We start from the raw sequence: 25,204 nt of genomic DNA, 5'->3' as shown, positions 1-25,204 counted from the left end.
ACGATGACCTGGAACATCCCGAACATCCTGAACGCGACGCTGGAGAACGACGTCGTGAAGCTGCGCCGCATCGGCATCGACGACAAGGAAGGCTTCGCGCAGATCGCGTATGACCCGGACAGCTGGACCTACATGGTGTCGGTCGTGCACGACGAGCCGAGCCTGGTCACGTTCCTCGAGCGCGCGATCGCCGATTCGCTGGCGGGCACGCGCGTCGTGTTCGCGATCATCGACAAGGCGAGCGGCCGCTTCGCGGGCACGACGGCGTTCGGCAATCTCGCGCCGGCCGACCGCCGGCTGGAGATCGGCTGGTCGTGGCTCGGCGCGCCGTATCGCGGCACCGCCGTGAACCGCGCGACCAAGGGGCTGCTGCTCGAATACGCGTTCAGCGAGCTCGGCTGCGAGCGCGTCGAATTCAAGACCGACGTGCTGAATTCGCGCGCGCGCGCGGGCCTGAAGTCGATCGGCGCGACCGAGGAAGGCGTGATGCGCAGCTTCAACTTCATGCCGAGCGGCCGCCGCCGCGACGCGATCTACTACAGCATCCTGAAAGCGGAGTGGCCCGATGTCCGTGCAACCCGCTTTCGCTGATCCGGCGCCGGGCGTGCCCGCCGACGCGTCGCGCGACGCGCGGTTCGCGATCGACGCCGACGTCGATCCGGCCCGCCGCGTGCGGCTGGCCGGCAGCCGTCGCGAGATCGGCCGCCAGCATGGCGCGGCGCTGCGCGATGCGATCCAGGGCTTCCTGACCGATCGCATCGCGCGGCTCGCGCCGCTCGTCACGGCCGCGCGGCTGCGCGAGCTGGCGCCGCTCGTCGAGCGGCACGCGCGGGTGATCGAGCGCGAGCTGCCCGATCTCGCGGAAGAAGTGCACGGGCTCGCGGAAGGCGCCGGCATCACGGTCGAGGACGCGTACCTGCTGCAACTGCGCCGCGAGCTGACGGGCTTCCAGCGGATTCCGGCGGCCGCGCGCGGCGACTGCACGACGTTCGCGCGGCATGCGAACGGGCAGGCGGTGATCGCGCAGACCATCGACCTGAACGGCGACATGGCGAGCGAGCTGAGCGTGCTGGAGATCGCGCACGAAGGCAGCGGCGCCGCGGACGTCGCGCTCGTCAGCTTCACCGGGCTGCTCGGCTATCTCGGGATCAACAGCCACGGCGTCGCGATCGGCCTGAACCTCGTGCTCGGCGGCCAATGGCGGCCGGGCATTCCGGGCTACCTCGCGATCCGCCATCTGCTCGATACCTGCGCGAGCGTCGACGAATGCGTCGACACGCTGCGCCGGCTGCCGCTCGCGAGTTCGCGCTCGCTGACGATCGCCGATGCGCAGCGCGTCGTCACCGTCGAATACGTGCCCGACTCGCTGATCGTGATCGAAGGCGCCGAGCACGCGCATACGAACCACTTCCTGCACCCGGCGTTCGCGGCCGACGACGCGCTGAACCCGTTCGCGCGCACGTCGTCGCAGCGGCGGCTCGACGCATGCATTGGCGGGCTCGCAAGCCTGCCGGCCGATGCGGACGCCGCGGCCTGCCTCGCGCTGCTCGGCGAGCCGCCGATCGAAGTCGTGCCGACCGGCGACATCCGCCGCGAATGCACGGTTGCGTCGGTCGCGATGTTTCCCGCGCGGCGTGCGCTGCACGTCCGCGGCCGGGCGGGCGCGCCGCCCGCGACGCAGCACTGAGTGTCACGAACCTAAAACCGATTCCCGTCCCCACCGGAGAACCCCGATGACCTACGTCGTCACCGAGAACTGCATCAACTGCAAGCACACCGACTGCGTCGAAGTGTGTCCCGTCGACTGTTTCCACGAGGGCGAGAATTTTCTCGTCATCGATCCGGACGAATGCATCGATTGCGGCGTGTGCGAGCCGGAATGCCCGGTCGGCGCGATTCTGCAGGACGTCGCGCTCGACCCGAGCCAGTCGCTGTACGCGAGCCTGAACCGCGAGCTCGCGCAGAGCTGGCCGACCATCACGATCCGCAAGCCGGCGATGCCCGACGCGGCCGCGTGGAAGGACGTCGAAGGCAAGCTCGAGCAACTGAAGCGCGACGCGATCGCGTAAGCCACGAAAGGATCGTTATGTCGAATGTTGGAATCGACCGGGCCGGCGCCGTGAACGCGGCGCCCGCGCACGCCGCGCCGCACCGCCGCATGCTGCCGCTGCTGCTGATCGGGCAGGGGATGGCCGCGATGGACACGTCGATCGTGAACGTCGCCGCTCCCGCGCTGCGCGCGGACCTCGGCATCTCGGGCGCGCTGCTGCAGCTCGTCGTGGCGGGCTACATCCTCGCGTACGCGGTGTTCCTGATCACCGGCGCGCGGCTCGGCGACGACTACGGCTACCGCCGCCTGTTCGTGATCGGGCTGGCGATCTTCACCGTGTCGTCGCTCGCGTGCGGCGTCGCGCCGAGCACGTGGCTGCTGATCGTCGGGCGCATCGCGCAGGGCGTCGGCGCGGCCATGCTGGTGCCGCAGGTGATGTCGCTGATCCAGCGCAGCTACGAGGGCAGCGCGCGGGCCCGCGCGATCGGCTTCTACTCGATGATCCTCGGCCTCGGCTCGACCGCGGGCCAGGCGCTCGGCGGCGTGATCATCACCGCCGACTTCGCCGGGCTGTCGTGGCGGCCCGCCTTCCTGATCAACGTGCCGATCGGCATCGTGCTGCTCGCGAGCGCGCGCTCGGTGCTGCCGTCGCTCGCCGGGCCCGAGCGGCGCAAGCTCGACCTGATCGGCGTGGCGCTGCTGACGGGCGCGATGCTGCTGATCGTCGTGCCGCTCACGTTCGGCCACGACGTCGGCTGGGCCGCGTGGGTCTGGGCCTCGCTCGCAGCGGGCGTGATCGGCGTCGCGACCTTCCTGCGCTTCGAGCGCGCGCTCGCGAACCGCGGCGGCAGCCCGCTGCTGAACCTCGACGCGGTGCTCGCGACGGGCATCCGGCCGGGGCTCGCGGTGGTGTCGATCGGCTTCGTCGGCTACGGCGGCTGGCTGTTCGCGTGCGCGCTGTACCTGCAGACCGGCCTCGGCTACTCGCCGATGATTTCCGGCTTCGTGTTCGCCGCGTATGCGTTCGGCTTCGGCATCTCGAACGTGAGCTGGTCGAAGCTGCCCGCGCGCCTGCTGCGCTTCACGCCGGCCGTCGCGCTGGTGGCGATGGTGGCCGCGAACCTCGCGTTCGGCGCGACCGCGCGCCATGCCGGCTGGATCGCCGCGGTGATGGTGCCGCTGCTGTTCTGCGCGGGCGCCAGCCACGGGCTCACGTTCGGCACCACGGTCAACCAGATGACGCAGCGCACGTCGCCGCAGCACGCGCCCGCGCTGAGCGGCCTCGTCACGACGTCGGTGCAGCTGTCGATCGTGATCGGCGTGGCCGCGCTCGGCGCGATCTATCTCGCGGTCGCGGCGCCGGGCGAGAAGGTGGCGTCCGCGCATGCGATCGCCGACGTGACGTTCGCGATCGGCGCGCTCGCGCTCGTGGCGATCGCGTGCTCGCTGCGCCTGGCCACCGTGCGCAGCCCGGCCGCGGCCGCGCAGCCCGCGTGATGTTTCCGATATCGACGAACCCGACGACCAACAAGGATTGCTCCGTGGACGCCCAATCGCTCATCCCCGAACCCGCCGTCGCGTCGCAGCCGCTGCGCGCGCAGCTGCTCGCCGAATGGCGCGCGACGCTCGCGGCGACGCTGCACGTCGCGCCGGACGCGCTCGACGCCGGCCTGCCGCTCGTCGACGCGGGTTTCACGTCGGTCGAGCTGATCGACCTGGTCGTGCGCTGCCAGCTGCAGCACGCGATCGCGTTTCCGCCCGAGCGGCTGGTCGGGCTGTCGCTCGCGTCGCTGGTCGACGGCATCGTCGAGGCGCTTGCCGCCGGCGAGGCCGGGAAGGACGCGTCATGACGACCCCGATCGCCATCACCGGCTTCGGCGTGCTGTCGCCGGCCGGCGCGACCCCCGACGCGCTGTGGCGCGCGCTGGAATCGCGCGCGGTGCTGAACGGGCCGTGGCCGAAGCGGCCGCTCGCCGGCTATCCGGCCGACAACGTGATCGCGGTGCCCGAGGCGGCATGGCGCGGGCTCGAACCGGCCTGGTCCGGCGTCGAGAACCGCGCGGCCGCGCTGGCGCGCCACGCGGTCGGCCACGCGCTCGCCGATGCGGGCCTGGCCGACGCGCTCGGCGACCTGCGGATCGGCTGCATGCTCGGCACGACCACGGCCGGCGTCGAAGTGGCGGAGAACCGCCTGGTCGGCGCGCACGGCGGCGACGCCGCGCGCACGGCCGACCTCGACGCGAGCGCGGTGCTGCCGGGCCGCGACGGGCGCTGGCGCGGCCCGCTCGCGGTGCTGTCCACCGCCTGTTCGTCGGGCCTGCTCGCGCCGGCGCTCGCGATCGACGCGCTGCTGGCCGGCGAGGCCGACGTGATGATCGCGGGCGGCGTCGACGTGCTGCTCGAATACACGATCTGCGGCTTCAACGGGCTGCGCGTCGCGACCGGCGACCGCTGCCGGCCGTTCAGCGGCAACCGGCAGGGCGTGGTGCTGTCCGAAGGCGCCGCGTGCGTGTGCCTCGAACCGCTCGACGCGGCGCTCGCGCGCCGCGCGCCGATCCGCGCGGTCGTGACCGGCTACGCGTCGGGCTGCGACGCGGCCCACGCGACCGCGCCCGACGTCGACGGCGTCGCGCGCACGATCGCCGCCGCGCTCGCGGCGAGCGGCGTGTGCGCCGATGCGCTCGGCGGCGTGTTTGCGCACGGCACTGGCACGCCGACCAACGACGGCGCCGAAATCGCCGCGCTGCGCCGCGCGTTTGCCGACACCTTCGGCCACGACGCGCTGCCGCCCGTCACGTCGATCAAGTCGACGCTCGGCCATCCGCAGGCGGCGGCCGGCACGTTCTCGCTCGTCGCGGCGGCGCTCGCGCTCGCGCGGCGGCGGCTGCCGCCCACCGCGAACCTCGACGTGCGCGACGACGCGCTCGGCGACGTGCGGATCGCGGACGGCGACGGCCTGCCGCTGGTGGGCGACAGCGTGCTGGTCGACGCATTCGGCTTCGGCGGCAACAACTGCGTGATGGTCGTCGCCGACGCCACACGCGCCTACGAGGAGGCGAGCGCATGAGCGCCGTGACGCCCCGCGCGCCCCGCCGCGCGTTCCGGATCGCGGCGGCCGCCGCGATCGTGCCCGCCGACGACGGCGTGCTGACCGATGCGCACCTGCACGCCGAGCGCCGCTCGCGCAAGGTCGGCCCGCTGCCGGTGAAGGCGCGGATGACGCTGGCCGCCGCCGAGCGGCTGCGCGCCGCGCTCGGCGAAACCGACCGCGCCACGCCGGCCGGCCGGATCGGCGTGAGCTTCGGCACGCTGTTCGGTGCGATCGACGTTGCCGAGCAATGCCTCGGCACCGTGCGCGCGGAAGGTTTCGCGCAGGTCACGCCGTCGTGGTACGCGACCGGCCTGCCGAACGCGACCGCCGCGATCGTCGCGTCGCTGTTCGACTGGCGCGGCCCGAACCTGACCTTCCTCGGCTACCAGGCCGGGCTCGACGCGATCGTCGGCGCGTGCCGGCAGATCGCGGCCGGCCACGCGGACGCGGTGTGCGCGGGCGGCTTCGACCTGCCGAGCGCCCGCTACGTCGCGCGCGCCGACGCGCCGCTCGCCGACGCCCGCGCGCTGCATCCCGGCGCGGGCCTGCTGTGGCTCGCGGGGGGCGAGCCACAGCAGGGCGACCTCGGCCGGATCGTCGGCTGGTCGCAGCAGGCGTTCGACGACGACGCGTTCGACGCGGCGCAGGCGCGCGGCTTTCCGGCGCTGATCGCGGCCGCGCTGCACGGCGTGGCGGGCGACGGAGCCGATGCCGCGCCGGCCGTGCACGTCGTGCGCCCCGGCGCGCCGGGCGCGATCGACCGGCTCGCCGCCAGCGCGCCCGTCGCGCTCGCGGCCGGCCTGGCCGGCGCGTGGGCCCCTGGCCGGCATGCGCTGGTCGTAAAAGGCCTCGGCACGCTCGCCACGTGCGTGGTCGTCGACAACCAACCGATCCCGGAGTGAAGCGATGGCCGATCTGATCGAAGCGCGCCCGCGTGCGGCGCTGCCTTACCTCGATGCGCGGCAGCGCGCATTCGATGCGCTGCGTCCGCTCGACGCGCTCGCGGCGCACACCGTGACCGCAAGCGACGGCGTGCCGCTCGCCGCGTTCGAAGCGGGCGACCCCGACGCGCCGACGGTGCTCGTCGTCAACGCGCTCGGCGTGTCCGCCGCATTCGTCGCGCCGCTGGCCGCGCGCCTCGCCGAGCGGCACCGCGTGATCCTGTGGGAATCGCGCGGGCTGCCCGATGGCGTCGGCGAGGCGGCCGACCTGTCGCTCGCCCGGCATGCGCAGGACGCGGCCGACGTGCTCGCCGCGCTCGGCGGCGCGAATGGGCATGCGAACGGGCGCGCGAACGGGCACGTCGCGGCAATCGTCGCGTACTGCTCCGGCGCGAACATCGCCGCGTATGCGCTCGACGAGCGCCTGCTGGCCGCCGGGCGGCTCGTGATCGTGAGCCCGTCGATGGAAGTCGCGGGCGTCACCGAGCGCACGCTGTACCAGAAATCCGTGCTGCCGCTGTGGCAGCGCATCGCCGACGGCGGCGCGGCGTACGCGGGGCTCGTGCGGGTGCTGCTGAACCAGGCGCGGCGCGTCGACGACGGCTCGCTCGACTACCAGCTCGCGACGCTGAACGGGCTGCCGTTCGGCGACGACGCATCGATCTGCCGCTACGCCGCCATGCAGGCCGCGTGCCTGCGCGAGGACTGGGCCGCGCGCCTGGCCCGCCTCGCGCTGCCCGCGCTCGTGCTGCACGGCGCGCGCGACGACGTGATTCACGCCGCGACGTCGCGCGGCGTGGCGGACGCGCTTGCCGGCGCGACGCTCGAGACGATCGACGACGCCGGCCATTTCGGCGTGTACACCAGCCGCGCGCTGCAGGACCGGGTCGCGGCCTTCCTGAACGACGGCGGTAGCGGCCGGGCCGCGCCGCAAGCGAACGATCAATCTGACAAGGAGCAATGACCGATGAAGATGCATCTGACCGTGCTGGAAGAAGCGAAGGCCGAGCTGGTCGAACGGATTCGCGATCATTCCTTTCTCGCGCGCTGCCGCGAAGGCGACGTGCCGCTCGACGAGCTGAAGCTGTTTCTCGTCCAGCAGGGGCTCTACAGCAGCTACTTCACGCGCTACCTGTGCGCGCTGATGGCGAACCTGCCGAACAACGCGGACGTGTTGAAGCTCGCCGGCAACCTGTGCGAGGAACTCGGCCTGACCGACGACAGCGAGACGCCGCACAGCCTCGTATACCGCGCGATGCTCGAGCACTTCGGGCTGACGACGGAAGGCGCGCAGCCGCTGATCGGCACGCGCCGCCTGATCGACGCGATGTTCGACCACTGCCGCCACCCGGACGCGTCGCGCGGCCTCGCCGCGCTGTGCCTCGGCGCGGAGGCGCTGGTGCCGACCGTCTACGCGGACATCATCAAGGGCTTCGAGCGGCACGGCGTCGCCGCGCCGGCGCTGTCGTTCTTCCACATCCACGTCGAGTGCGACGACGGCCACGCGGAGACGATGCGCGACATCATGGTCGACATCGCGCAGCGCGACCCCGAGCAGATCCCCGCGATGCTGAGCGCCGGCTACGCGCTCGTCGACGCGCGCCTGGCGTTCTTCGATTCAATCGAGGCCGGTTTCGCGCAGCGCGAGGCTGCGCAGGCCGCGCAGCTCGAGACGATCCAGTAACGCGAGGACGTAATGGCCGACACGCTGACGATGGACAAGGCGACGCTCGTGGCCCGCGCGCAGGGCGAGATGCGCACGCATCTCGCCTCGCTCGACGCCACGGTGCGCCAGAAGGTGGCGCTCACCTGCGGGATCCTGTTTTCGCACGGGCACGATTCCGGGCTCGCGGGGCAGATCACCGCGCGCGCGGAGGCGCCCGGCACGTTTTACACGCAGCGCCTCGGGCTCGGCTTCGACGAGGTGACCGATGCGAACGTGCTGACCGTCGACGAGGATCTGAACGTGCTCGACGGCGACGGGATGGCGAACCCCGCGAACCGCTTCCACACGTGGATCTACCGCGCGCGGCCCGACGCGCAGTGCATCGTGCACACGCACCCGCCGCACCTGTGCGCGCTCGGGATGATCGGGCGCTCGCTGAAGGTGTCGCAGATGGACGCGTGCATGCTGTACGACGACGTCGCGCATCTTCCCGAATGGCCGGGGCTGCCGGTCGGCAACAGCGAGGGCGAGCTGATCGCCGGCGCGCTCGGCCAGCGGCGCGCGGTGCTGCTCGCGCACCACGGCATCGTCGTGGTCGGCCGCTCGGTCGAGGAGGCCTGCGTGGTCGCCGTGCAGTGCGAGCGCGCGGCGCGGCTGCAATTGCTGGCCGAGGCGGCCGGCGAGATCGTCGACATCGATCCGGCGCTCGCGCGCGAAGCGCACGACTGGATCCTGCAGGACACGCGCTCGCGCGCGTCGTTCTTCTATTTCGCGCGCCGCCTGCTGCGCTCGCTCGACGCCGAGCAGCGCCGCGCGTTCGGCCCGCTCGCGTTCGCGTGAGCGCCGCCATTCACGGACAACCGATACACACATGTACACGACGCTCAATCACGATGCGAGCTTCACGCAGAAGGTCGTCGAACGCCTCGGCGCGAGCTGGAACCACCGCGTCGCGGTGCGCCAGGAACGGCTCGACCTCACGCAGTACTGCGACGACACGATTCCCGAATTCCCGGTGTCGATGGTGCCGTTCTGGGACGACGAGGATTTCGTCAAGCTGACCGACGCGCAGAAGCTGCGCTTTCTCGGCGCCGCCTGGGTCGCCTACAACGAGAAGGCGATGTACCTCGAGGACGAGATCGTCCAGCCGCTGTGCAGCCTGCTGCTGAAGGGCCGCCTGCCGGGCGCGGGCGATGCGCAGCTCAAGCAGGTGCTCGCGCAGGTGCAGGTCGACGAGCAGTTCCACATCCTGATGTGCCTCGACGTGTGCCACTGCGCGCGCGAGCGGCATGCGCTCGACGGCTACACGATGCCCGAGCCGCGCGTCGGCGCGGGGCAGCGCGAACGCCTCGCGCAGGCGCGCGATGCGCACCATGCGGCGATCGTGCGGCTCGCGTATGCGTCGGTGGCCGAGATGTCGATCAACGCGTACCTGAACCAGGTGTCGAACGATACGACGATCCAGCCGCTGAACCGCATCAACACCGACATGCACCGCCGCGACGAAGCCGCGCACAGCACCGCGTTCCACGAGATCGTCGCGTCGGTTTACCGCGCGCTCGACGCCGACGGGCAGCAGACGTTCCGCGACGAGATCGCCGCCGCGCTCGACGTCTACACGACGCCCGACGCGAGCGCGTGGGAATCGATCCTCGAATTCCTCGACGTGCCGGGGCGCGAGCGCATTCTCGCGCGCCTGGAAGCGCGCACGCGCGGCGTGCGGCTGAACCGCGACTACGCGACGCTCGGCAGCCTGTTCGACGAGCTCGGCATCGCCGCGCCGTTCTCGTTCGCCTGATGCGCGCCTTCGACCAACACGCCCTGCCTGGAGCCGTATGAAGATTTTCGATGCCTCGATCCTGAACCTGCCGTTCTACGACGCGGCCCACCGCACGCTCGCCGCCGACCTCGAAGCATGGGTCGACGCGCATGCGTACCTGCCGCGCGAGTACGCGCACCTGAACCCGTCCGAGCGCGGCCGCAAGTACACGCGCCTGCTCGGCGAACACGGCTGGCTGCGCTACGCGGTCGATCCGGCGCCGGGCCGCACGCGGCCCGACGTGCGCAGCCTGTGCCTGATCCGCGAGGCGCTGTCGTATCTCGACGATCTCGTCGACTTCGCATTCACGATCCAGGGGCTCGCGGCCGCGCCGATCGCGTGGTATGGCGCGCCCGCGCAGCAGGCCGCGTGGCTCGGCGCGCTGCGCGACGGCACCGCGGTCGGCTCGCTCGCGTTGTCGGAGCCCGAGACGGGCTCGAACCTCGCGGCGATGACGGTCGCGGCCGAGCGCACGGCGGACGGCTATGCGATCAACGGCCGCAAGACCTGGGTGTCGAACGGCACGATCGCGGATCATCATTCGGTGCTGCTGCGCACCGGCGACGGGCCCGGCGGGCTCGGCCTCAGCTTCCTGTCGGTGCCCGCCACGTCGCCCGGGCTCGCGGCGAGCGAGATCGAGCTGGTCGCGCCGCGCGCGTTCGCGAGCCTGACGTTCGATCGCGTCGCGCTGCCGGCCGACGCGCTGATCGGCACGTCCGGCGCGGGCTTCCGCTACGCGATGGAGATCCTGAACCTGTACCGCGTGACGGTCGGCGCGGCCGCGCTCGGCTTCGCGCGGCGTGCGCTCGCCGCGTCGCTCGACTGGACGCGCCAGCGCCAGGTCGCGGGCGGCAAGCTGATCCAGCAGCAGTTCACCATCGACAAGCTCGCCGACATGGCGACCTTCGCCGATGCGGCCGCGCTGCTCGTCGCGCGCGCCGCGTGGGAATTCGACACCGGCGTGACCGACGTCGCCGCGCACGCGAGCATGGCGAAGCTGTACGCGACCGACGGCGTCGCGAAGGTGGTCGACGACACCGTGCAGCTGTTCGGCTCGGCCGGCCTCGTCGCCGGCTCGGTGCCCGAGCAGCTGTACCGGCAGGTGCGCGCGCTGCGCATCTACGAAGGCACGTCGGAAATCCAGAAGATCGTGATCGCGGGCAGCGTCTCGCGCCCGCGCGCATGAACGCGCCGGCGGGGCGCGTGGTGCTCGTGACGGGCGGCACGCGCGGCATCGGCCTCGCGATCGTGCGGCGCCTCGCGGCGGCCGGCTGGCGGGTGGCCGCGTCGTATCGCGGCGATGCCGCGGCCGGCGCGCGGCTCGCCGACACGCTCGCGAGCGCGGGCGTCGAGCACGCGGTGCTGCAGGCGGACATCACCGCGCCGCACGCGTGCCGCGCGCTCGTCGCCGACGTGGCCGCGCGCTTCGGCGGGCTCGATGCGCTCGTGAACAACGCGGGCATCGTCGACGACGCGCCGTTCGTCACGCTCGCGCGCGAACGCACCGCGAACGTGCTGCGCACCAACCTGCTCGGCGCGATCCGCGTGACGGGCGCGGCGCTGCCGCATCTGCTGAAGGCGCAGCGGCCGGCGGTCGTCAACGTCGCGTCGCTCGGCGGCGTGGTCGGCAAGGAAGGGCAGGTCGCCTACGCGGCGAGCAAGGGCGGGCTGATCGGCTTCACGCAATGGCTCGCGCGCCGCTACGGCGACGCCGGGCTCGCGGCCAACGCGGTCGCGCCGGGCTTCATCGAGACCGACATGATCGCGGCGCTCACGCCCGCGATGACCGCGCACATCGTCGGCGGCAGCGCGGCGAAGCGGGTCGGGCGCGCGGACGAGGTCGCGCAGGCCGTGCAGTTCCTGCTCGAACCCGGCTACGTGCACGGCACGACGCTGCGCGTCGACGGCGGCTTCAATCGATGACCCGGACATCGGGCCCTGTATTCAGCAAGACAGCAACGGAATCGCACCATGCGGATTGACGAAGACGACACGACGCTCCATTACGAAGTGGGATACGCCGACACCGACGCGGGCGGCATTGTCTATCACGCGCGCTACATCGAGATGGCCGAGCGCGCGCGCAACCGGCTGATGCGCGCGGCCGGCTATTCGTTCGCGCGGCTCGCGGAGGACGGCGCGCTGTTCATCGTGCGCCGCGTCGAGGCCGTGTACCACGCGAGCGCGTGGCTCGAGGACACGCTGACGCTGCGCGCGCGGATCGCGAGCGTGACGGTGTCGCGCTCGGTGTGGGTGACCGACGTCACGCGCGACGGCGCGCCGGTCGCGCAGATCACGATCGAGATGGTCGCCGTCGATCGCGCGACGCGGCGCGCGGTGCCGCATCCCGCCGCGCTGATCGACTGCCTCGCGCCGTATGTCGCGCAGCCTGCCGGAGCAAGCGCATGACGGCCGCCATCGATACCGGCACGCGGCTCGACGCCGCCGACGTGCTGCGCTGCCTGCCGCACCGCGCGCCGTTCCTGTTCGTCGATCACGCGCAGGTGGACGCCGCCGGCGCCGCGATCGTCGGCCATCGCACGTTCCAGCCCGACGAGCCGTGGTTCGCCGGGCACTTTCCCGGCGATCCGCTGGTGCCGGGCGTCGTGCTGATCGAATTCGTCGCGCAGACGGCCAACCTGCTGGTCGGCCACCTCGCGGGCGGCGAGGCGCGCTGCCATCTGGTGGGCGTGCGCAACGCGCGCTTCCTGCAGCCGGTGCGGCCGGCCCAGGCGATCGAGGCGCACGTGCGCGCGGGCGCCGACGGCGCGCTGCCGCGCGCGGGCGGCATCGCGACGTTCGACGCCACCGTGCTGCGCGACGGCGCGCGCTGCATGAGCGCCACCGTGACCATTTATTTGACGCAGTAACCCGCCCGGCGCGCGCCGGGCATTCAACGCAAACGGAGATGCAAATGAGCCAGCCATGGACGAAGGACCAGGTGATCGACGTGATCAGGACGGAACTGCTGCCCGCGCTCGAATCGGTGGCCGGCGTAGCGCCGGGCTCGATCGGTGCGGACACCGCGCTGCTCGACAACGGGCTCGCGCTCGACTCGCTCGACGTGCTCGACCTGCAGGTCGCGCTCGAACGCCGCTTCAGCGTGAAGCTGCCGGTGCTGAACCGGCAGTTGATCGAAGGCGCGCGCAACAGCGTCGACGGCCTGGCGGAGCTCGTCATCGACCATCTGCCGCAGGTCACCACTTGAGTGCGCGCGTGCTGGTGATCGACGCGCACGGCCCGGTCGAGCATGCGCTGTGCGCGTCGCTCGCCGACGCCGGGCTGCAGGTCGTCGCGCACGTCGCCGGCGACGGCGACGCAGCGCCGCCGGCCGCGCGCGTCGTCCGCGCGGCAGACCCGGCCGGCGCGCTCGACGACTGGAACGACACGTACGGGCCGTTCGACCGGATCGTGTTCGGCCAGCCGCGCGACACGCGCGAGCCCGCACCGGACGACGATCCGTTCGACGCGCTCGCGGAAGGCGTCGACGCACGGCTCGGCGCGTTCCTCGCGACGCTGCAGGCGGCGGCCGCCGTCGCCATGCGGCGCGGTGACGGCGCACAGATCTGGGCGCTCACGCAGGACGACAGCGTCGGCTACTACCTCGACACCGCGCCCGGCGCGCTGCCGATCGACGTGCGTGCGCGGCACGCCGCGCTGAAGAGCCTCGGCAAGGAAATGCTGCGCTTCGGCGTGCGCGTGAACGCCGCGCACCTGCAGCCGGTGGCCGAGGCCGCCGAGCCTGAAGCGTGGCACGCCGCGCGCGATGGCCTGAAAGCATTCGCGCTGCGGTTCCGGCCGTCGTCCGCGGAGGCCGTCGCGGACGCGCTGACCGCGTGGATCGCGCGCGACGATTTGCCGCTCGCCGGCATGGTGGTGCCGATCGGCATCGGTTTTGCGGAGAACAACTTGTGAAGACCAGCGAATCCCTGATCGACGTCGGCGCGCCGGACGCGGGCCGATCCTCCCCGGACGGCGCCGAGGCCGCGCGCCTGCTCGCGCGGCTGCGCGACCCCGCGCCGGCGGCCGCCGCCAACCGCGAGTACGTGCTGCGGCTGTCGTGCCGCGACAGCCGGGGCGTCGTCTACGCGGTGTCGCGCGCGCTGTTCGAGGCCGGCTGCAACATCGTCGACGCGCAGCAGTTCGGCGACGTGGGCAGCGAGCGCGTGCACGGCCGCTTCTTCATGCGCGTGCACGTGGACGCGCCCGCCGCCGTCGCCGACGCGACCACGCTCGTGCGGCTGCTCGATGGCCTGCGCATCGCGTACGGGATGGACGTCGAGGTGCACGACGCGCAATGGCGGCCGCGCGTCGCGATCCTCGCGAGCCGCGAGGGCCACTGCCTGAACGACCTGATCTTCCGGCAGATGTCGGGGCAGCTGCCGATCGACATCGTCGCGATCGTGTCGAACCACGCGGAGCTCGGCGCGCTCGCCGCGCGTTTCGCGCTGCCGTTCCATCACCTGCCGATGTCCGACGCCGACGGCGGAAAGCCCGCGCAGGAGGCGCGCATCGCCGCGCTGTTGGAGCGCGAGCGGGTCGAGCTGGTCGTGCTCGCGCGCTACATGCAGATCCTGTCGCCCGAGATGTGCGCGCTGCTGCACGGCCGCGCGATCAACATCCATCACAGCTTCCTGCCGAGCTTCAAGGGCGCGCAGCCGTATTACCAGGCGTTCGACCGCGGCGTGAAGCTGATCGGCGCGACCGCGCACTACGTGACGACCGATCTCGACGAAGGCCCGATCATCGAGCAGGACGTCGAGCGGGTCGACCATGCGGCCGGCCCGCGCGAGCTGGCCGCGATCGGCCGCGACATCGAATCCGTCGTGCTTGCGCGTGCGGTCAAGTGGCACTGCGAACATCGCGTGCTGATGAACGGCGGCAAGACCGTCGTGTTCCGTTAATCCTTTTCTTAGTCGCCGAGGCCGACATGTCCGCTTTTTCAGAACAAACAGTGCTGCACGTGCATCACTGGAACGACACGCTGTTCAGCCTGCGCACCGAACGCCCGCCGAGCCTGCGATTCTCGAGCGGCCACTTCGTGATGATCGGCCTCGAAGTCGACGGCCGGCCGCTCACGCGCGCGTACAGCATCGCGAGCGCCGCGCACGCCGACCATCTCGAGTTCTTCAGCATCAAGGTGCAGGACGGGCCGCTCACGTCGCGCCTGCAGCACCTGCAGCCCGGCGACAAGCTGCTGGTGTCGCGCAAGCCGGTCGGCACGCTCGTGCTCGATGATCTGAAGCCCGGCCGCCGGCTCTACCTGTTCGGCTCCGGCACCGGGCTCGCGCCGTTTCTCAGCGTGATCCAGGATCCCGAGGTGTACGAGCGGTTCGAGCAGGTCGTGCTCGTGCATGGCGTGCGTCTCGTCAGCGAGCTCGCGTATTCGGATTTCATCCGCGACGAGCTGCCGCGCACGGAATTCCTCGGCGATTTGCTGCGCGAGAAGCTGATCTATTACCCGACGGTCACCCGCGAGCCGTATCACAACCGCGGGCGCATCACGGACCTGATCGAGAGCGGCAAGCTGTTCGAGGATATCGGGGTGCCGCCGCTGTCGCCGCAGGACGATCGCGCGATGCTGTGCGGCAGCCCGTCGCTGCTCGCGGATCTCGGCAAGCTGCTGGACGCGCGCGGGTTGCAGGTGTCGCCGCATCAGGGCGAGCCGGGGGATTATGTGATCGAGCGGGCGTTCGTCGAGAAGTAAGCGGTGGGCGGGCGAGCGAGGGTGGGTTGCCTGCGCGGCTGACAGGGGCGGCTTACGTGCGCCCTGGCTGGCCGCGCACGATCAGCCGCCGCATCAGCGTGCGCCAATGCGCGGCGCGCGCCGGTACGCAGGCTTTTTCGAGCGTCGCGATGCGGATCGCGGGTGGTACGCGCATTCCGTCAGGCGGCGGGCTGTCCGGCGCGCACACATTGAAACCATGGCGGGCGAACGTCGCGGCACGCGGGTCGAGATCGGCAAAGATCGCGCAGCGCACGGCCGAGCAGCCGTCCAGCTCGGCCAGCGCCGCGACGCGGGCCAGCAGCGCGCCGAGCACGTCGGACGCGTGCGCACCGTCGCGTACGTACAGCCGGCGGATTTCGCGCCGGCCGGGCGGCCCGTCGCACGCGGCCACGGCCGCGCAGCCCACCGGCACGCCGTCGAGCCGCGCGATGTACACGGCGCCATGCGGCGGCGCGTACGGGCCCGGCAGCGCGGTCAGCTCCGTGCCGAGGCGCGGCATCGTCACGCCATGCCGCAGCCATGTCATTTCGTATTCGAGCAGCAGATCCTGCACGAGCTCCTCGTCGTCCGGAAACGCCGCCGCACGCACGTCGACGGGGCGCGTGCGCGCTGCGACATCGAGCCTGGCCGGACGCGTCGAGGAGGGCGTCATCGCGTTACCCGCAGAGCGAGAAGCCGGTCAGCAGCGACAGCAGCGCGTCGGGCGTCAGGTAGCCGGCGAAGCTCCACGCGATGAGCGCGGCGAGCGCGAGCGACACCGATCCCACGCGCGCGATGCGGACCAGGCGGGCGCGACGGTCGCTGTGAGCCGTGCGGCCAACAGCGCGCGTGGCGTGCAGGGCGGTCGTCATGCGGGCTGCGCGATCGGCACGGCGAGCCGCGCGACGCGCTGGTCGTTGATCGGCAGGTGCAGCAGCCCGGCGACCACGCCGAGCGCGATCGAGCCGTACCACAGCAGGTCGTACGAGTGGGTCGTGTCGAACACGATGCCGCCGAGCCACACGCCGAAGAAGCTGCCGAGCTGATGGCCGAAGAACACGAGGCCGAACAGCGTCGTGATGTAGCGCACGCCGAATACCTGCGATACCACGCCGTTCGTCAGCGGCACCGTGCCGAGCCAGATCAGCCCCATCACGAACGAGAAGATGTACAGGCTCGCCTGCGTGAGCGGCAGCAGCACGAACAGCGCCATCGCGGCCGAGCGGACGAAGTAGATGCCCGCCAGCAGGTACTTGCGCCGCATGAAGCCGCCCGCGTAGCCGCACAGGAACGTGCCGATGGTGTTCGCGAGCGCGATCGTCGCGAGCGCGATGCTCGCTTCGCGCGCGGTCATTCCCTTGTCGAGCAGGTAGGCCGGCATGTGCGCGGCGATGAACGCGAGCTGGAAGCCGCAGGCGAGGAAGCCGAGGTTCAGCAGCCAGAAGCCGCGGTGCGACAGCGCTTCCGCGATCGCCGCGCGGATCGTCTGGTCGTGGCCGCCTTCGGCGCTGTGGCCGACCGGGCGATCGCGCAGCCAGCCCGCCAGCGGCGCGGTGGCGAGCATCACGACGGCCAGCACGACGATCGCCGACACCCAGCCGAACGCGCCGATCATGCCTTGCGCGAGCGGCACCATGCAGAACTGGCCGAGCCCACCGATCGTGCCGGCGATGCCGAGCGCCCAGCCGCGCTTGTCGGCCGCGAAGAGGCGCGACAGCGCGCCGTAGACAGCGCCGAACGCGGTGCCCGACAGCGCGACGCCGACCATCACGCCGGTGCCGAGCGTGTAGACGCCGGTCGACGCCGCGTGCGCCATCACGACGAGGCCGAGCGCGTAGAGCACCGCGCCCGCGAAGATCACGCGCGCCGAGCCGAAGCGGTCGGCGATCATCCCGGTGAATGGCTGCGCGACGCCCCATAGGAGGTTCTGCAGCGCGAGCGCGAAGCCGAACGCTTCGCGCGACCAGCCGCGATCGAGCGTGACGGGCAGCAGGAACAGGCCCTGCACGTTGCGTACGCCGAGCGCCGCGCCCATTACGATGCCGCCTGCTATTACGAGCAGCCAGCGACGCTTCCATGCCTCTTCTGGTCCGATCACCGTCGTCTCCTTCCCCTGTTGGATTCGTTCGCCCGCCGCATGGGTGCGGTGGTCGTGCGCCTATTAGAGACCCGGCCGGGGTGGGGGCTCAAGTGAGTCTTTGGGTGGGGTCGCATGCGTGGGGGGTATGTGAGGGTGGGGGTGGGGCTTGGTCGCGCTGATGACGGGCTTGGGAACGCACCTTGCCGGCTTGTCCCTCAAGGGGAATTCCTTTCGGTATGTGCAAGAAGCAAGCAGCGCTGTTTGCCCCGAGCCAAATAAGCGATGCGCGATGCCGCAATGTGACCGGCAAGACGCATTCCCATGACAAAAACGTCGATTCTTCGTGGATTTCTGGGGATATCGCTGGTTGATCCATACGTGATGTTTACGGCATTGCCGCGTCAATGCCGGTTACAAACGCACAGCGGCCATGTCGCTGATCAGTGTTTGTCGGCGTTGCCGACCATGGCTACGCAGTACGCTGACTCCCTCTGCGCTTTGAGGCACGGGGCAAGTGTCATCGGTGTGTCCTCATGCATAATCGACGGCATTCATCGTCTTGTCCATTTCGACAATTCTAAAATGCTGTCCATGACTAAACGCTACCTTGTTCTTGATCAAAACATTCTGCGGAAAGCCGAACTGTCGGATATGCTCGCAAACCAGCAAGAAGCGCATTTCGTGCTTCCGGATTTGGCTTTTCTCGAGCTAACCAAAAACGATAAGTGGAAGGAAACGCTTCGCGGTTCACTCGCAATTTTAGCTGAGGCTCCCGTCCGGGTGCATATCGCTTATTCAGTGAACGAATCGTTGAAAAAGGAGCTTGAGACACTTCAACCACAAACTGGACACTTGATGTATCACGAAGCGACGGAATTCGTTCGCGACCTCCTGTGTTGGGTGCGCACAGGTGTTGAAACCGTTGCATTTCGTCGCATTAAGGAGGGCGCGGACCACCGACTTGCTGTCGCCTCCGATCACTTAAGTCACGACGCAAATAGAGGTCAATTAGCGGGGCTGATTGAGGTTACAAAAAATATGGTGACTAGAGAGCAGCAAAAATTGCTTCGCTCAAAGCAATTAAGTGAAGGGGAGCGGCTGAGTATCATACTCGACCACGCGAAAATTCTGTCTGTTGGGATCCTGCAAGGAAGAGGTGTCGACAAGAGAAGAGCGATCTCCTTTATCAAGCGACGCCCGCTGGTTTTTAGGTATATTCTTTTAAATGTTTGGCACTGTATGCGCTGGATAGCGGAAGGCGGATTTGAAGGATTTCCGGCCGAAAAAGTTTCGAACGATGTTCTAGATCAACAATATGTTTTGACCGCCACGAGCTTTCATGGATTGGTAAGCAATGACACGCGCGTCAAGCACGCATACAGCGATCTTACTAAGCTGCTGGGTATGAAGATTTGAAGTGATAGAACGCAAAGCGGCCGTGTCTGTCAGCCTTCATTGTCCAGCCCTAAACCAAGCGCTTCGCTGGACTAGTCAGGATCAGTCCGCATAGCCATAGATGTAGATCTTGTGCGGCCCTGCAGGGGATGATAAGGCGGCCGGCCCGTGGTCGCAGACGTGGCGCCCAATGATGCATAGGTTTTTGCGCCTTATCTGATAAGGCGCTTTCCGGAAAGCTACGCCAAGACCTATACTCACACCCTTCGGGACCTGCCGTCGTCGACTCGGAGCGGTCTATCGCCATACTGAAACATCCGGGACGCTTTACAAAATGAAGAGGACATTCGCAGCGTAACGTCCTCAGACGGACCATCGGCGCGTCAAACCGAAGTACTCACTGCGGCACATTCATGGCCATACAAGGTAGCCTGTCGAAAGTGTCTTGAACTTCGTGTCCAACGCTGCTCGACCCGAATTAGGAATGTTAGCGATAAGATAGTCGATACACTCCAGGAGTCGCTCGCTAACCACGCCTCGCTTAATAACATTCAGCGCGGCACACGCCTGAGTTCTGCAAACGGTTTGCTCAAGTTGCGCTTGAATCTCATAGTTCGTTAGGGCTGCTAGCGCGGTCCAGCCGTGCTGATCGCCAAGCAGTGCCAAGATGCGATCATAGTAGCCACGTCCACGTGGTGAGACACCGTCGCAGTAAGTCACACCGCGACCAATACGGCATATCAGAACTACTCTAACCAGTTTTGCTGCGAAATTTGGGAGTATGTCCAGCTGATTATTGATATAAGACGCTATGGAGTCCGCTACGGGCCCTTCATGGTGAAAATTGTCCCAGCCGTTGTGCTTCTCAAGCAATTCGTCTAAAAGTGAATCGATCTGTATTGATTTCTCTGCGTTGGAGCGAAAAGCATTTCCCCCTACAGCTGCAAAGAATTGCTCACCCAAAACGTGCTTGTCAGAATACAAATTATTGTTATAGCCTTCGAGGGTTAGTCCCAGCTTATACTTTGTTTCATCGTTGCTCGAGCCCCATACAGTCACAGCCAGCAATGCAATGTTCTTTCGAACCTGAGGGTCAGTGTCCCCCGCGACATAAATTCCGAACATTGTTCGGAGAATATGACCGCAATGATGAGAGGCAAGTGCTTTGATCTTTTGTTCAATACCGGCCTTATTAACCGGATCAAGCGGTTGCGTGTACGTCCTTAAGTTTTGAATAAAAGCTTGGACCTGCAACGCGGCTTCGGTTGGGCTGTCATTCAATACGTCTTGGATGCACGTGGTCAACCACCCAAGCAGTTCATATGCGTTGATGACATAGTTCGTCGGATGCGATATTCCAATATCATTTCTCATATCGAGAATGTGCTTGAGTTTTTTATGCGTCGTGTCCGCAATCAACTCTAGCTTTCGGCATGTATCAAGCAACACCGCATCCTTCAATGAGCGTAGATCGTCTTCCGACTGATAAAATTCACGAGCCTTACCCCCAACCGCAGCGTCATAAAAAATATCCAAACCATAGGCAGTTGCCTTTTTGTGCAGATTGAGAACAACCTCATTCCAAATTGAATTAAGAGAATAGTCAAACAATCCAAAGCCTGCACCAACTACAAACTTGGACAAGTAGCGGGCATCTTGTTTAACTTCTGGCGGTAATGAAGCGATGACGTTCGGCAGGTTTTGACCAATGATCGCACGCTGGTCCTGGGCGGCGATGATATTGTCATGAGGAAGTCCGATGTTTTTTAAGAAATCCACAACTCTCTGCGCTTGTGGATCAATGAGGTCCATCGGCTGCTTGGAGATCAGTTCGTTCATATGGTCTTCCTCGCCCATCGTGTGGGCAGTAATTAGAATGAGGCTTATTATAGGGGGAACGGTGATATGGCCGGTGGGCAAGATCGGTCAATAGCACAGTCAGCGGCGTAAGACTGATCGATATATTCGTGATCGATATTCACTGTGTCCCATTCATTGGGCTCGCCCCTTCTTCCTGCCAGCACAAGCCCCTTATTAGTGTGAACAGTCCCTATCCAGCACTACCCTGGAACCGCACCCGCCTTACTACCCGATCTCGCACCGGCACACTGAACGTCAGCTTGACGAGCCACACACCATCCATCTCCAGCGCGAGCCGCGCGCGATAGCGCCCCGGCTGGCTGTCGGGTGTCGCATCGACCGGCGTGATGTTGTGCGCCATCGGCATCGACGGCATGTCGGCCGTCACCGTGAAGCGCGCGCCGTCGACGGGCGCACGCGTGTGCGGATCGGCGAGGTCGATCGCGCAGTCGTATGCGTATGCGGTGCCGGCCGGCTTGCATGCGATCCGTGCGTCGGGGGCGGCGGCGTGCGCGGCGGGCAGGGCGGTTGCCAGCACGACGAGCGTCGCCAGCGTACATGCACGGCGCAGCGACCGCCGGGCGGCGGTGGAATACGAAAGAATCATATTTGCTCCGATTGTCGCCGCGCTGCTCGACGGCGCAAGCGACGCGACAGCAGCTGCGGCGAAAGAGAGAAGGCGCGCAACACGCGCCGAATACGCGTCGCATACCACCCTCGCAGTTTCGCCACGAGCGCTTCGTCAACCATCCCGCGCGGCCGCACGACGAGAATCGCCGCAACAAGGCCACCGAACGCGATCATCCGATAGCCGTGGAACAGCCGGCTACCCTCGATCAATCCGAGATCCACGGCGACCCCCGCAAACGGCCCAATCGGCGCACCAAGCCCGCCGATCAACGCATACGACAGTCCGTGAATACCGAGCATCAGATCGAAGTTGTCCGGTTCGATATACGTATTGCAATGTGCATAAAGCGCGCCACCGACCGCCGCGATACCCCCCGCGATTGCCGCCGCGACGAGCTTCGCGCGTCGCACGTCGATGCCGAGCGCGGCGGCGAGCGCGGGATCCTCGCCGGTCATCCGCAGCGCGCGGCCGAAGCGCGTGCGCTCGAGCACGACGAGCCCGACAAGCACCAGCCCGAGCACACTCCACACGACGAGCGCGACATCGCCGGGCGTCATCCCGTGCTCGAACACATAGCGAATCCCGGCAAAACCCTCCGCGCCGTTGGGCCCAACCAACTCGCCATCCGCGCCGACCCGCTGCACACGCACGACCGCCAGCGCTTGGCGCACCGTCTCGGCGGCCGCGAGCGTCGCGAGCGAGAAACCGAGCGCACGCAGCCGCAGCGTAAGCGCGCGCAATACAAACCCCGCCGCGATGCCGACCAAGGCGGCAAGCACAAGTGCTGCCGCGAGCGACCACCCACCAAGCACCGTCGCCGACGCCCCCGCATACGCACCGATCCCGAACAACGCCTGCTGCCCGAACGACAAATCGCCGCCGATCGCGAGCACATACGCAGACAGCGCAAGAAACGCCAGCAACCCAAAATTCGCAATCAGCGTCACCGGCCACCCTCCGCGCGATCGAGCAACGCGGCACGCCCACGACGCCCCGGCACGAGCGACGCGAGCCCACCAGGCCGCACACACAGCACCGCAAACAGCAGCAAATTCGCGGCGAGATCACGGTATTCGACACCAACCCGCGCCTGCAGCACGGTCTCCACCGCACCAAGCGCAAGCCCACCCGCAATCGCCCCCGGCAACGACCCAAAGCCGCCAAGCACCGCAGCCGCGAGCCCCTTCAGCGTTGCCCACATCGCGAACATTGCGCTCACCTGGCCCTGCATCCCGGCGATCAGACACCCGCCGAGCGCACCAAGCGCGGCCGCCAGCGCGAACACGCGCGTCGACATGCGGCGCACGTCGATGCCCATGAGCGCAGCGGCCGCACCATCGTCGACGATCGCGCGCACCGCGAGCCCGAACCGGGTGCGGTGCAACAGCATCCAGCAGCCGAGCGTCGCGAGCGCCGCGCAGCCGAGCGCGATCGCATGATCGGCACGAAACGCGCCGGCCTGCCACGCGGCCGGCAACTGCGCGAACGGCGACGGGAACGGATTCGCGTGCGCGGGCAGCAGGTGCACGCCCGCGTCCTCGATCTGCATCCACACCGCGAAACTCGCCGCCATCGCAGTGACGCTCACGCCACCGCGATGCGGCGTGAAGCACAGGCGCTCGACGTACAAATTGACGACGAGCGTGGCCGTGACCGCGATCACCGGCGCGGCGAGGTACGCGGCGACGGGCGGCAGCGATTCGGTCAGCCGGATCGCGACATACAGCCCGAACATCACGGTCGCGCCATACGCGAGGTTCACGCGCCGCAGCACGCCGAACACGAGCGTGAAGCCCGTCGCGAGCAGCGCGTACGACGCACCGAGCGCGAGGGCGTCGAACGGCAGCGGGCTCACGTCAGCCCGCCGCGAGATCCGGTTCCGGCGACGCCGCGTCACCGAGATCATCACCCAGATACGCGCGGCCAACAGCCGGATCCGCAAGCACGCGCGCGGGCGTGCCATCCGCCAGCACGCGGCCGCGTTCAAGCACGACGATGCGTTCGGCAAGACGCGCAACGAAGCCGATCCGATGCTCGACGAGCACGATCGCGACACCCAACGCGCGCAGCGCGGCGAGCCGTTCCTGCAGCACCGCGAGTTCATCCGCGTCGAGCCCCGACGCCGGTTCGTCGACGAGCAAGAGCCGCGGGCGCTGCGCCAGCGCACGCGCCAGCTCGAGCCGACGGCGTTCCGCGAAGGTCAGCGTAGCCGCCAGCACATGCCGCTTGTGCGCAAGCCCCGCGGACGCGAGCGCCGCATCGGCGGCGTCGCGCCCGGCCGCCGCGAGGTTGTCGCCGACCGACAGCCGCTCGAACACGCGCGGCTGCTGCGACGTCCACGCGATGCCGAGCGCGACGCGCCGCCACGCGGGCATGCGCGTCACGTCGGCGCCCGCGAAGCGGACCGTGCCGGCCGTCGGGCGCAGCGTGCCGGCGACGAGGCCGAGCGTCGTGCTCTTGCCGGAACCGTTCGGCCCGATCAGGCCGACCGTCTCGCCGGGCGCGATGTCGAGGTCGAGGCCGTCCACCGCGCGCACGTCGCCGAAACGGCACGCGACGCCGCGCAGCGCGACGAGCGGCTGCGTCACGGCAGGCGGGCCGGTTGTTCGACGTGTACGAGTTCGGTGCGCGGCGCGGGCCGCTCGATGACGTCCCACGCGTTGCGGCGCGCTTCGACGAGCACGAACGGCTTGACCGACTCGCGCTCCGGCGTGCGTTGCACGGTGCCGAGCAGGCCGTCGGCCGTCTTCATCGCGGCGAGCCCCGCGCGGATCTTCTCGCGGTCGGCCTGCACGGTGTCGGGCTTCGCGAGCACGCCGCGCGTCTCGATCGCGGTGCGGATCATGTAGAGGATTTCCCACGCGGCCATGCTGTGCAGGTCCGCGTAGCCGCCGAAGCGGGCGGTCTCGGCCGCGGCCTTCTGCGCGACCGGGTTGATCGTCGCGAAGCTGGTCGGGATCACGAGCCCTTCGGCCGCGGGCCCGCACACCTTCAGCAGCTCCGGCGTCGAGCTGCTCGTCAGGCCGACCAGCACCTTCGGCCGCACGCCCTGGCGCTGCATTTCCTTCAGCACGCCGCACGCCGAATACGGATGCGCGGAGATCGCGACCACGTCGGCGTTCGCGGCCTTGATCGCGCGCACCTGCTCGGCGAAGTTCGTGTCGTCGAGCAGCCAGCGCGTCTCGCCGAGCATCTCGAAGCCGGCCTCCTGCGCGCGCGGCTTCATCACCTGGTACCAGGTCTGGTTCGAGTGGACGAAGTTCTGCTCGACGCCGCCGTACACCGTGCGCGCATCCGGGTGCTCGCGCCGCACCCATGCGAACACGTCGTCGTACATCGCGTTCTCGTCGGGAATGTTGCGGAACGACCAGTCGGAGGTCTTGGCGAGACCGATCTTCATCGCGACGTCGGTGAATACGGGCAACTGCAGGCCGGAATCGGTCGCGTCGCCGGCCTTTTTCTGCAGCGAGCCGAACACGGCCTGCACGACCGGCGAGCAGGTCGTGCCGACCGCGGCGAGCGTGTCGGTCCTGGCGAGGCGCCGCACGATGTCCACGCCTTCGGTCGGCTTGCAGTTGTCGTCGAGGTAGCTGATCTCGAGCCGGCCGCGGGTGCCGTCGCCGAGCTTCACGCCGCCGTCGCGGTTGATCTCGTCGGCCGCCGCGCGCAGCGCGGCCTCGCTGTTGACGCCGAACGGGCGCAGCACGCCCGAGGTTGCGCCAAAGCCGGTGATCCGGATCACGCGATCCGCGGCGGTGGCTGTTGCGGTGGCATTGCCGGCGAGCATCGCAAGCGCGATGGCGGCGGCAAACACTGGCTTGCGGGGTTTCATCGGGCATTCCTCCTGAGGCGCGGCGTACGGATGCACGGCTCAGGAGGCCAGGCACGCCGCGTTGCGGTCGTTGGAACGCCGTCGATTTCACCCGCCGCTTTTGCCGGGGGCAACTACCATCTTTGGTAGTTG

The 25,204-nt window shown here is 68.5% G+C and carries 29 protein-coding genes; 20 read left to right on the top strand and 9 right to left on the bottom strand.

Translation table 11 applies throughout. From position 1 onward, the window contains the following. Positions 1-3: 3 nt before the first annotated feature. From HWY45_RS26790 to HWY45_RS26700, 19 genes are all read left to right on the top strand, one after another. Positions 4-591: a GNAT family N-acetyltransferase gene (locus tag HWY45_RS26790; RefSeq protein WP_059564931.1), complete on the top strand. Its 588-nt coding sequence runs from the start codon at positions 4-6 to the stop codon at positions 589-591. After that, on the top strand, positions 566-1,687 hold the full coding sequence (locus tag HWY45_RS26785; protein ID WP_059883365.1) for a C45 family autoproteolytic acyltransferase/hydrolase: 1,122 nt from the start codon (positions 566-568) through the stop codon (positions 1,685-1,687). Before HWY45_RS26790 ends, HWY45_RS26785 begins: the two co-directional genes overlap by 26 nt. Before the next feature lie 46 nt (positions 1,688-1,733). Beyond that, complete coding sequence (gene fdxA, locus HWY45_RS26780) at positions 1,734-2,069, top strand: ferredoxin FdxA (protein WP_017335602.1); 336 nt, start codon at positions 1,734-1,736, stop codon at positions 2,067-2,069. A 17-nt stretch (positions 2,070-2,086) separates the two neighbouring features. Then, positions 2,087-3,547 carry an MFS transporter gene (locus HWY45_RS26775; RefSeq protein WP_059883362.1) on the top strand — a complete coding sequence of 487 codons (1,461 nt, stop codon included), beginning with the start codon at positions 2,087-2,089 and terminating at the stop codon, positions 3,545-3,547. 44 nt (positions 3,548-3,591) lie between these two features. Further along, complete coding sequence (locus tag HWY45_RS26770) at positions 3,592-3,900, top strand: phosphopantetheine-binding protein (protein WP_167361388.1); 309 nt, start codon at positions 3,592-3,594, stop codon at positions 3,898-3,900. Continuing rightward, entirely contained in the window at positions 3,897-5,117 is a 1,221-nt protein-coding gene (locus tag HWY45_RS26765; protein ID WP_059883358.1) for a beta-ketoacyl synthase N-terminal-like domain-containing protein, read from the top strand. The genes HWY45_RS26770 and HWY45_RS26765 overlap by 4 nt, the downstream gene beginning before the upstream one ends. Next, complete coding sequence (locus HWY45_RS26760) at positions 5,114-6,043, top strand: beta-ketoacyl synthase N-terminal-like domain-containing protein (RefSeq protein WP_059883355.1); 930 nt, start codon at positions 5,114-5,116, stop codon at positions 6,041-6,043. The genes HWY45_RS26765 and HWY45_RS26760 overlap by 4 nt, the downstream gene beginning before the upstream one ends. Positions 6,044-6,047: 4 nt before the next feature. Beyond that, a complete protein-coding gene (locus tag HWY45_RS26755; RefSeq protein WP_059883353.1) occupies positions 6,048-7,046 on the top strand; it encodes an alpha/beta fold hydrolase in 999 nt (332 codons plus the stop codon). A gap of 3 nt (positions 7,047-7,049) precedes the next feature. Then, positions 7,050-7,766, top strand: a complete 717-nt coding sequence (locus tag HWY45_RS26750; protein ID WP_059564924.1) for an iron-containing redox enzyme family protein — start codon at positions 7,050-7,052, stop codon at positions 7,764-7,766. Positions 7,767-7,778: 12 nt separating this feature from the next. Further along, positions 7,779-8,588: an aldolase gene (locus HWY45_RS26745; protein WP_059564923.1), complete on the top strand. Its 810-nt coding sequence runs from the start codon at positions 7,779-7,781 to the stop codon at positions 8,586-8,588. Positions 8,589-8,619: 31 nt separating this feature from the next. Continuing rightward, a complete protein-coding gene (locus tag HWY45_RS26740; RefSeq protein ID WP_059806483.1) occupies positions 8,620-9,546 on the top strand; it encodes a diiron oxygenase in 927 nt (308 codons plus the stop codon). 37 nt (positions 9,547-9,583) lie between these two features. Continuing rightward, the gene (locus HWY45_RS26735) at positions 9,584-10,753 is read left to right on the top strand and encodes an acyl-CoA dehydrogenase family protein (RefSeq protein ID WP_059564921.1); all 1,170 of its coding nucleotides are present in this window, start codon (positions 9,584-9,586) and stop codon (positions 10,751-10,753) included. Next, a complete protein-coding gene (locus tag HWY45_RS26730) occupies positions 10,750-11,490 on the top strand; it encodes an SDR family NAD(P)-dependent oxidoreductase (RefSeq protein ID WP_059564920.1) in 741 nt (246 codons plus the stop codon). The genes HWY45_RS26735 and HWY45_RS26730 overlap by 4 nt, the downstream gene beginning before the upstream one ends. 48 nt (positions 11,491-11,538) lie before the next feature. After that, the gene (locus HWY45_RS26725; RefSeq protein ID WP_059564919.1) at positions 11,539-11,976 is read left to right on the top strand and encodes an acyl-CoA thioesterase; all 438 of its coding nucleotides are present in this window, start codon (positions 11,539-11,541) and stop codon (positions 11,974-11,976) included. Next, the gene (locus HWY45_RS26720; RefSeq protein WP_059564918.1) at positions 11,973-12,437 is read left to right on the top strand and encodes a 3-hydroxyacyl-ACP dehydratase FabZ family protein; all 465 of its coding nucleotides are present in this window, start codon (positions 11,973-11,975) and stop codon (positions 12,435-12,437) included. Before HWY45_RS26725 ends, HWY45_RS26720 begins: the two co-directional genes overlap by 4 nt. Positions 12,438-12,481: 44 nt before the next feature. After that, positions 12,482-12,775, top strand: a complete 294-nt coding sequence (locus HWY45_RS26715; RefSeq protein WP_059564917.1) for an acyl carrier protein — start codon at positions 12,482-12,484, stop codon at positions 12,773-12,775. Continuing rightward, positions 12,772-13,482: a hypothetical protein gene (locus tag HWY45_RS26710; protein ID WP_059883351.1), complete on the top strand. Its 711-nt coding sequence runs from the start codon at positions 12,772-12,774 to the stop codon at positions 13,480-13,482. The genes HWY45_RS26715 and HWY45_RS26710 overlap by 4 nt, the downstream gene beginning before the upstream one ends. Before the next feature lie 89 nt (positions 13,483-13,571). Further along, positions 13,572-14,471, top strand: a complete 900-nt coding sequence (gene purU / locus HWY45_RS26705; protein ID WP_059564973.1) for a formyltetrahydrofolate deformylase — start codon at positions 13,572-13,574, stop codon at positions 14,469-14,471. Between the two features lie 26 nt (positions 14,472-14,497). After that, positions 14,498-15,274 carry a ferredoxin--NADP reductase gene (locus HWY45_RS26700; protein WP_059806472.1) on the top strand — a complete coding sequence of 259 codons (777 nt, stop codon included), beginning with the start codon at positions 14,498-14,500 and terminating at the stop codon, positions 15,272-15,274. 52 nt (positions 15,275-15,326) lie between these two features. Here the strand turns inward: HWY45_RS26700 and HWY45_RS26695 are convergent, their stop codons facing one another. Genes HWY45_RS26695 through HWY45_RS26685 form a run of 3 tightly spaced genes read right to left on the bottom strand, consistent with a single transcriptional unit; the run spans position 15,327 to position 17,309 of the window. Then, positions 15,327-15,947: a GNAT family N-acetyltransferase gene (locus HWY45_RS26695; RefSeq protein ID WP_059883349.1), complete on the bottom strand. Its 621-nt coding sequence runs from the start codon at positions 15,945-15,947 to the stop codon at positions 15,327-15,329. 4 nt (positions 15,948-15,951) lie between these two features. Further along, positions 15,952-16,146 carry a hypothetical protein gene (locus tag HWY45_RS26690; RefSeq protein WP_059883348.1) on the bottom strand — a complete coding sequence of 65 codons (195 nt, stop codon included), beginning with the start codon at positions 16,144-16,146 and terminating at the stop codon, positions 15,952-15,954. Then, entirely contained in the window at positions 16,143-17,309 is a 1,167-nt protein-coding gene (locus tag HWY45_RS26685) for an MFS transporter (RefSeq protein WP_230941888.1), read from the bottom strand. Before HWY45_RS26685 ends, HWY45_RS26690 begins: the two co-directional genes overlap by 4 nt. Positions 17,310-17,675: 366 nt before the next feature. Here HWY45_RS26685 and HWY45_RS26680 point away from each other — a divergent pair, with 366 nt between their 5' ends. Continuing rightward, positions 17,676-18,770 (top strand): hypothetical protein, encoded by a 1,095-nt coding sequence (locus HWY45_RS26680; RefSeq protein WP_150998612.1) that lies wholly within the window; start codon positions 17,676-17,678, stop codon positions 18,768-18,770. Positions 18,771-19,160: 390 nt separating this feature from the next. On the opposite strand, the gene HWY45_RS26675 is transcribed toward HWY45_RS26680, so the two are convergent. The 6 genes from HWY45_RS26675 to HWY45_RS26650 form a co-directional block, all read right to left on the bottom strand. After that, on the bottom strand, positions 19,161-20,588 hold the full coding sequence (locus tag HWY45_RS26675; protein WP_081069818.1) for a hypothetical protein: 1,428 nt from the start codon (positions 20,586-20,588) through the stop codon (positions 19,161-19,163). Between the two features lie 211 nt (positions 20,589-20,799). Beyond that, a complete protein-coding gene (locus HWY45_RS26670; RefSeq protein ID WP_059883346.1) occupies positions 20,800-21,216 on the bottom strand; it encodes a FixH family protein in 417 nt (138 codons plus the stop codon). Continuing rightward, entirely contained in the window at positions 21,213-22,187 is a 975-nt protein-coding gene (locus HWY45_RS26665; RefSeq protein ID WP_059883344.1) for a branched-chain amino acid ABC transporter permease, read from the bottom strand. The genes HWY45_RS26670 and HWY45_RS26665 overlap by 4 nt, the downstream gene beginning before the upstream one ends. After that, a complete protein-coding gene (locus HWY45_RS26660) occupies positions 22,184-23,095 on the bottom strand; it encodes a branched-chain amino acid ABC transporter permease (protein ID WP_059883340.1) in 912 nt (303 codons plus the stop codon). Before HWY45_RS26660 ends, HWY45_RS26665 begins: the two co-directional genes overlap by 4 nt. A 1-nt stretch (position 23,096) precedes the next feature. Then, a complete protein-coding gene (locus tag HWY45_RS26655; RefSeq protein ID WP_059806438.1) occupies positions 23,097-23,828 on the bottom strand; it encodes an ABC transporter ATP-binding protein in 732 nt (243 codons plus the stop codon). Continuing rightward, positions 23,825-25,072, bottom strand: a complete 1,248-nt coding sequence (locus HWY45_RS26650) for an ABC transporter substrate-binding protein (protein ID WP_059883338.1) — start codon at positions 25,070-25,072, stop codon at positions 23,825-23,827. Before HWY45_RS26650 ends, HWY45_RS26655 begins: the two co-directional genes overlap by 4 nt. Positions 25,073-25,204 lie beyond the last annotated feature (132 nt).

It is taken from the genome of Burkholderia stagnalis (assembly GCF_902830275.1).
Taxonomy (GTDB): Bacteria; Pseudomonadota; Gammaproteobacteria; order Burkholderiales; family Burkholderiaceae; genus Burkholderia; species Burkholderia stagnalis.
This window is presented reverse-complemented; position numbering and strand designations above follow the sequence as displayed.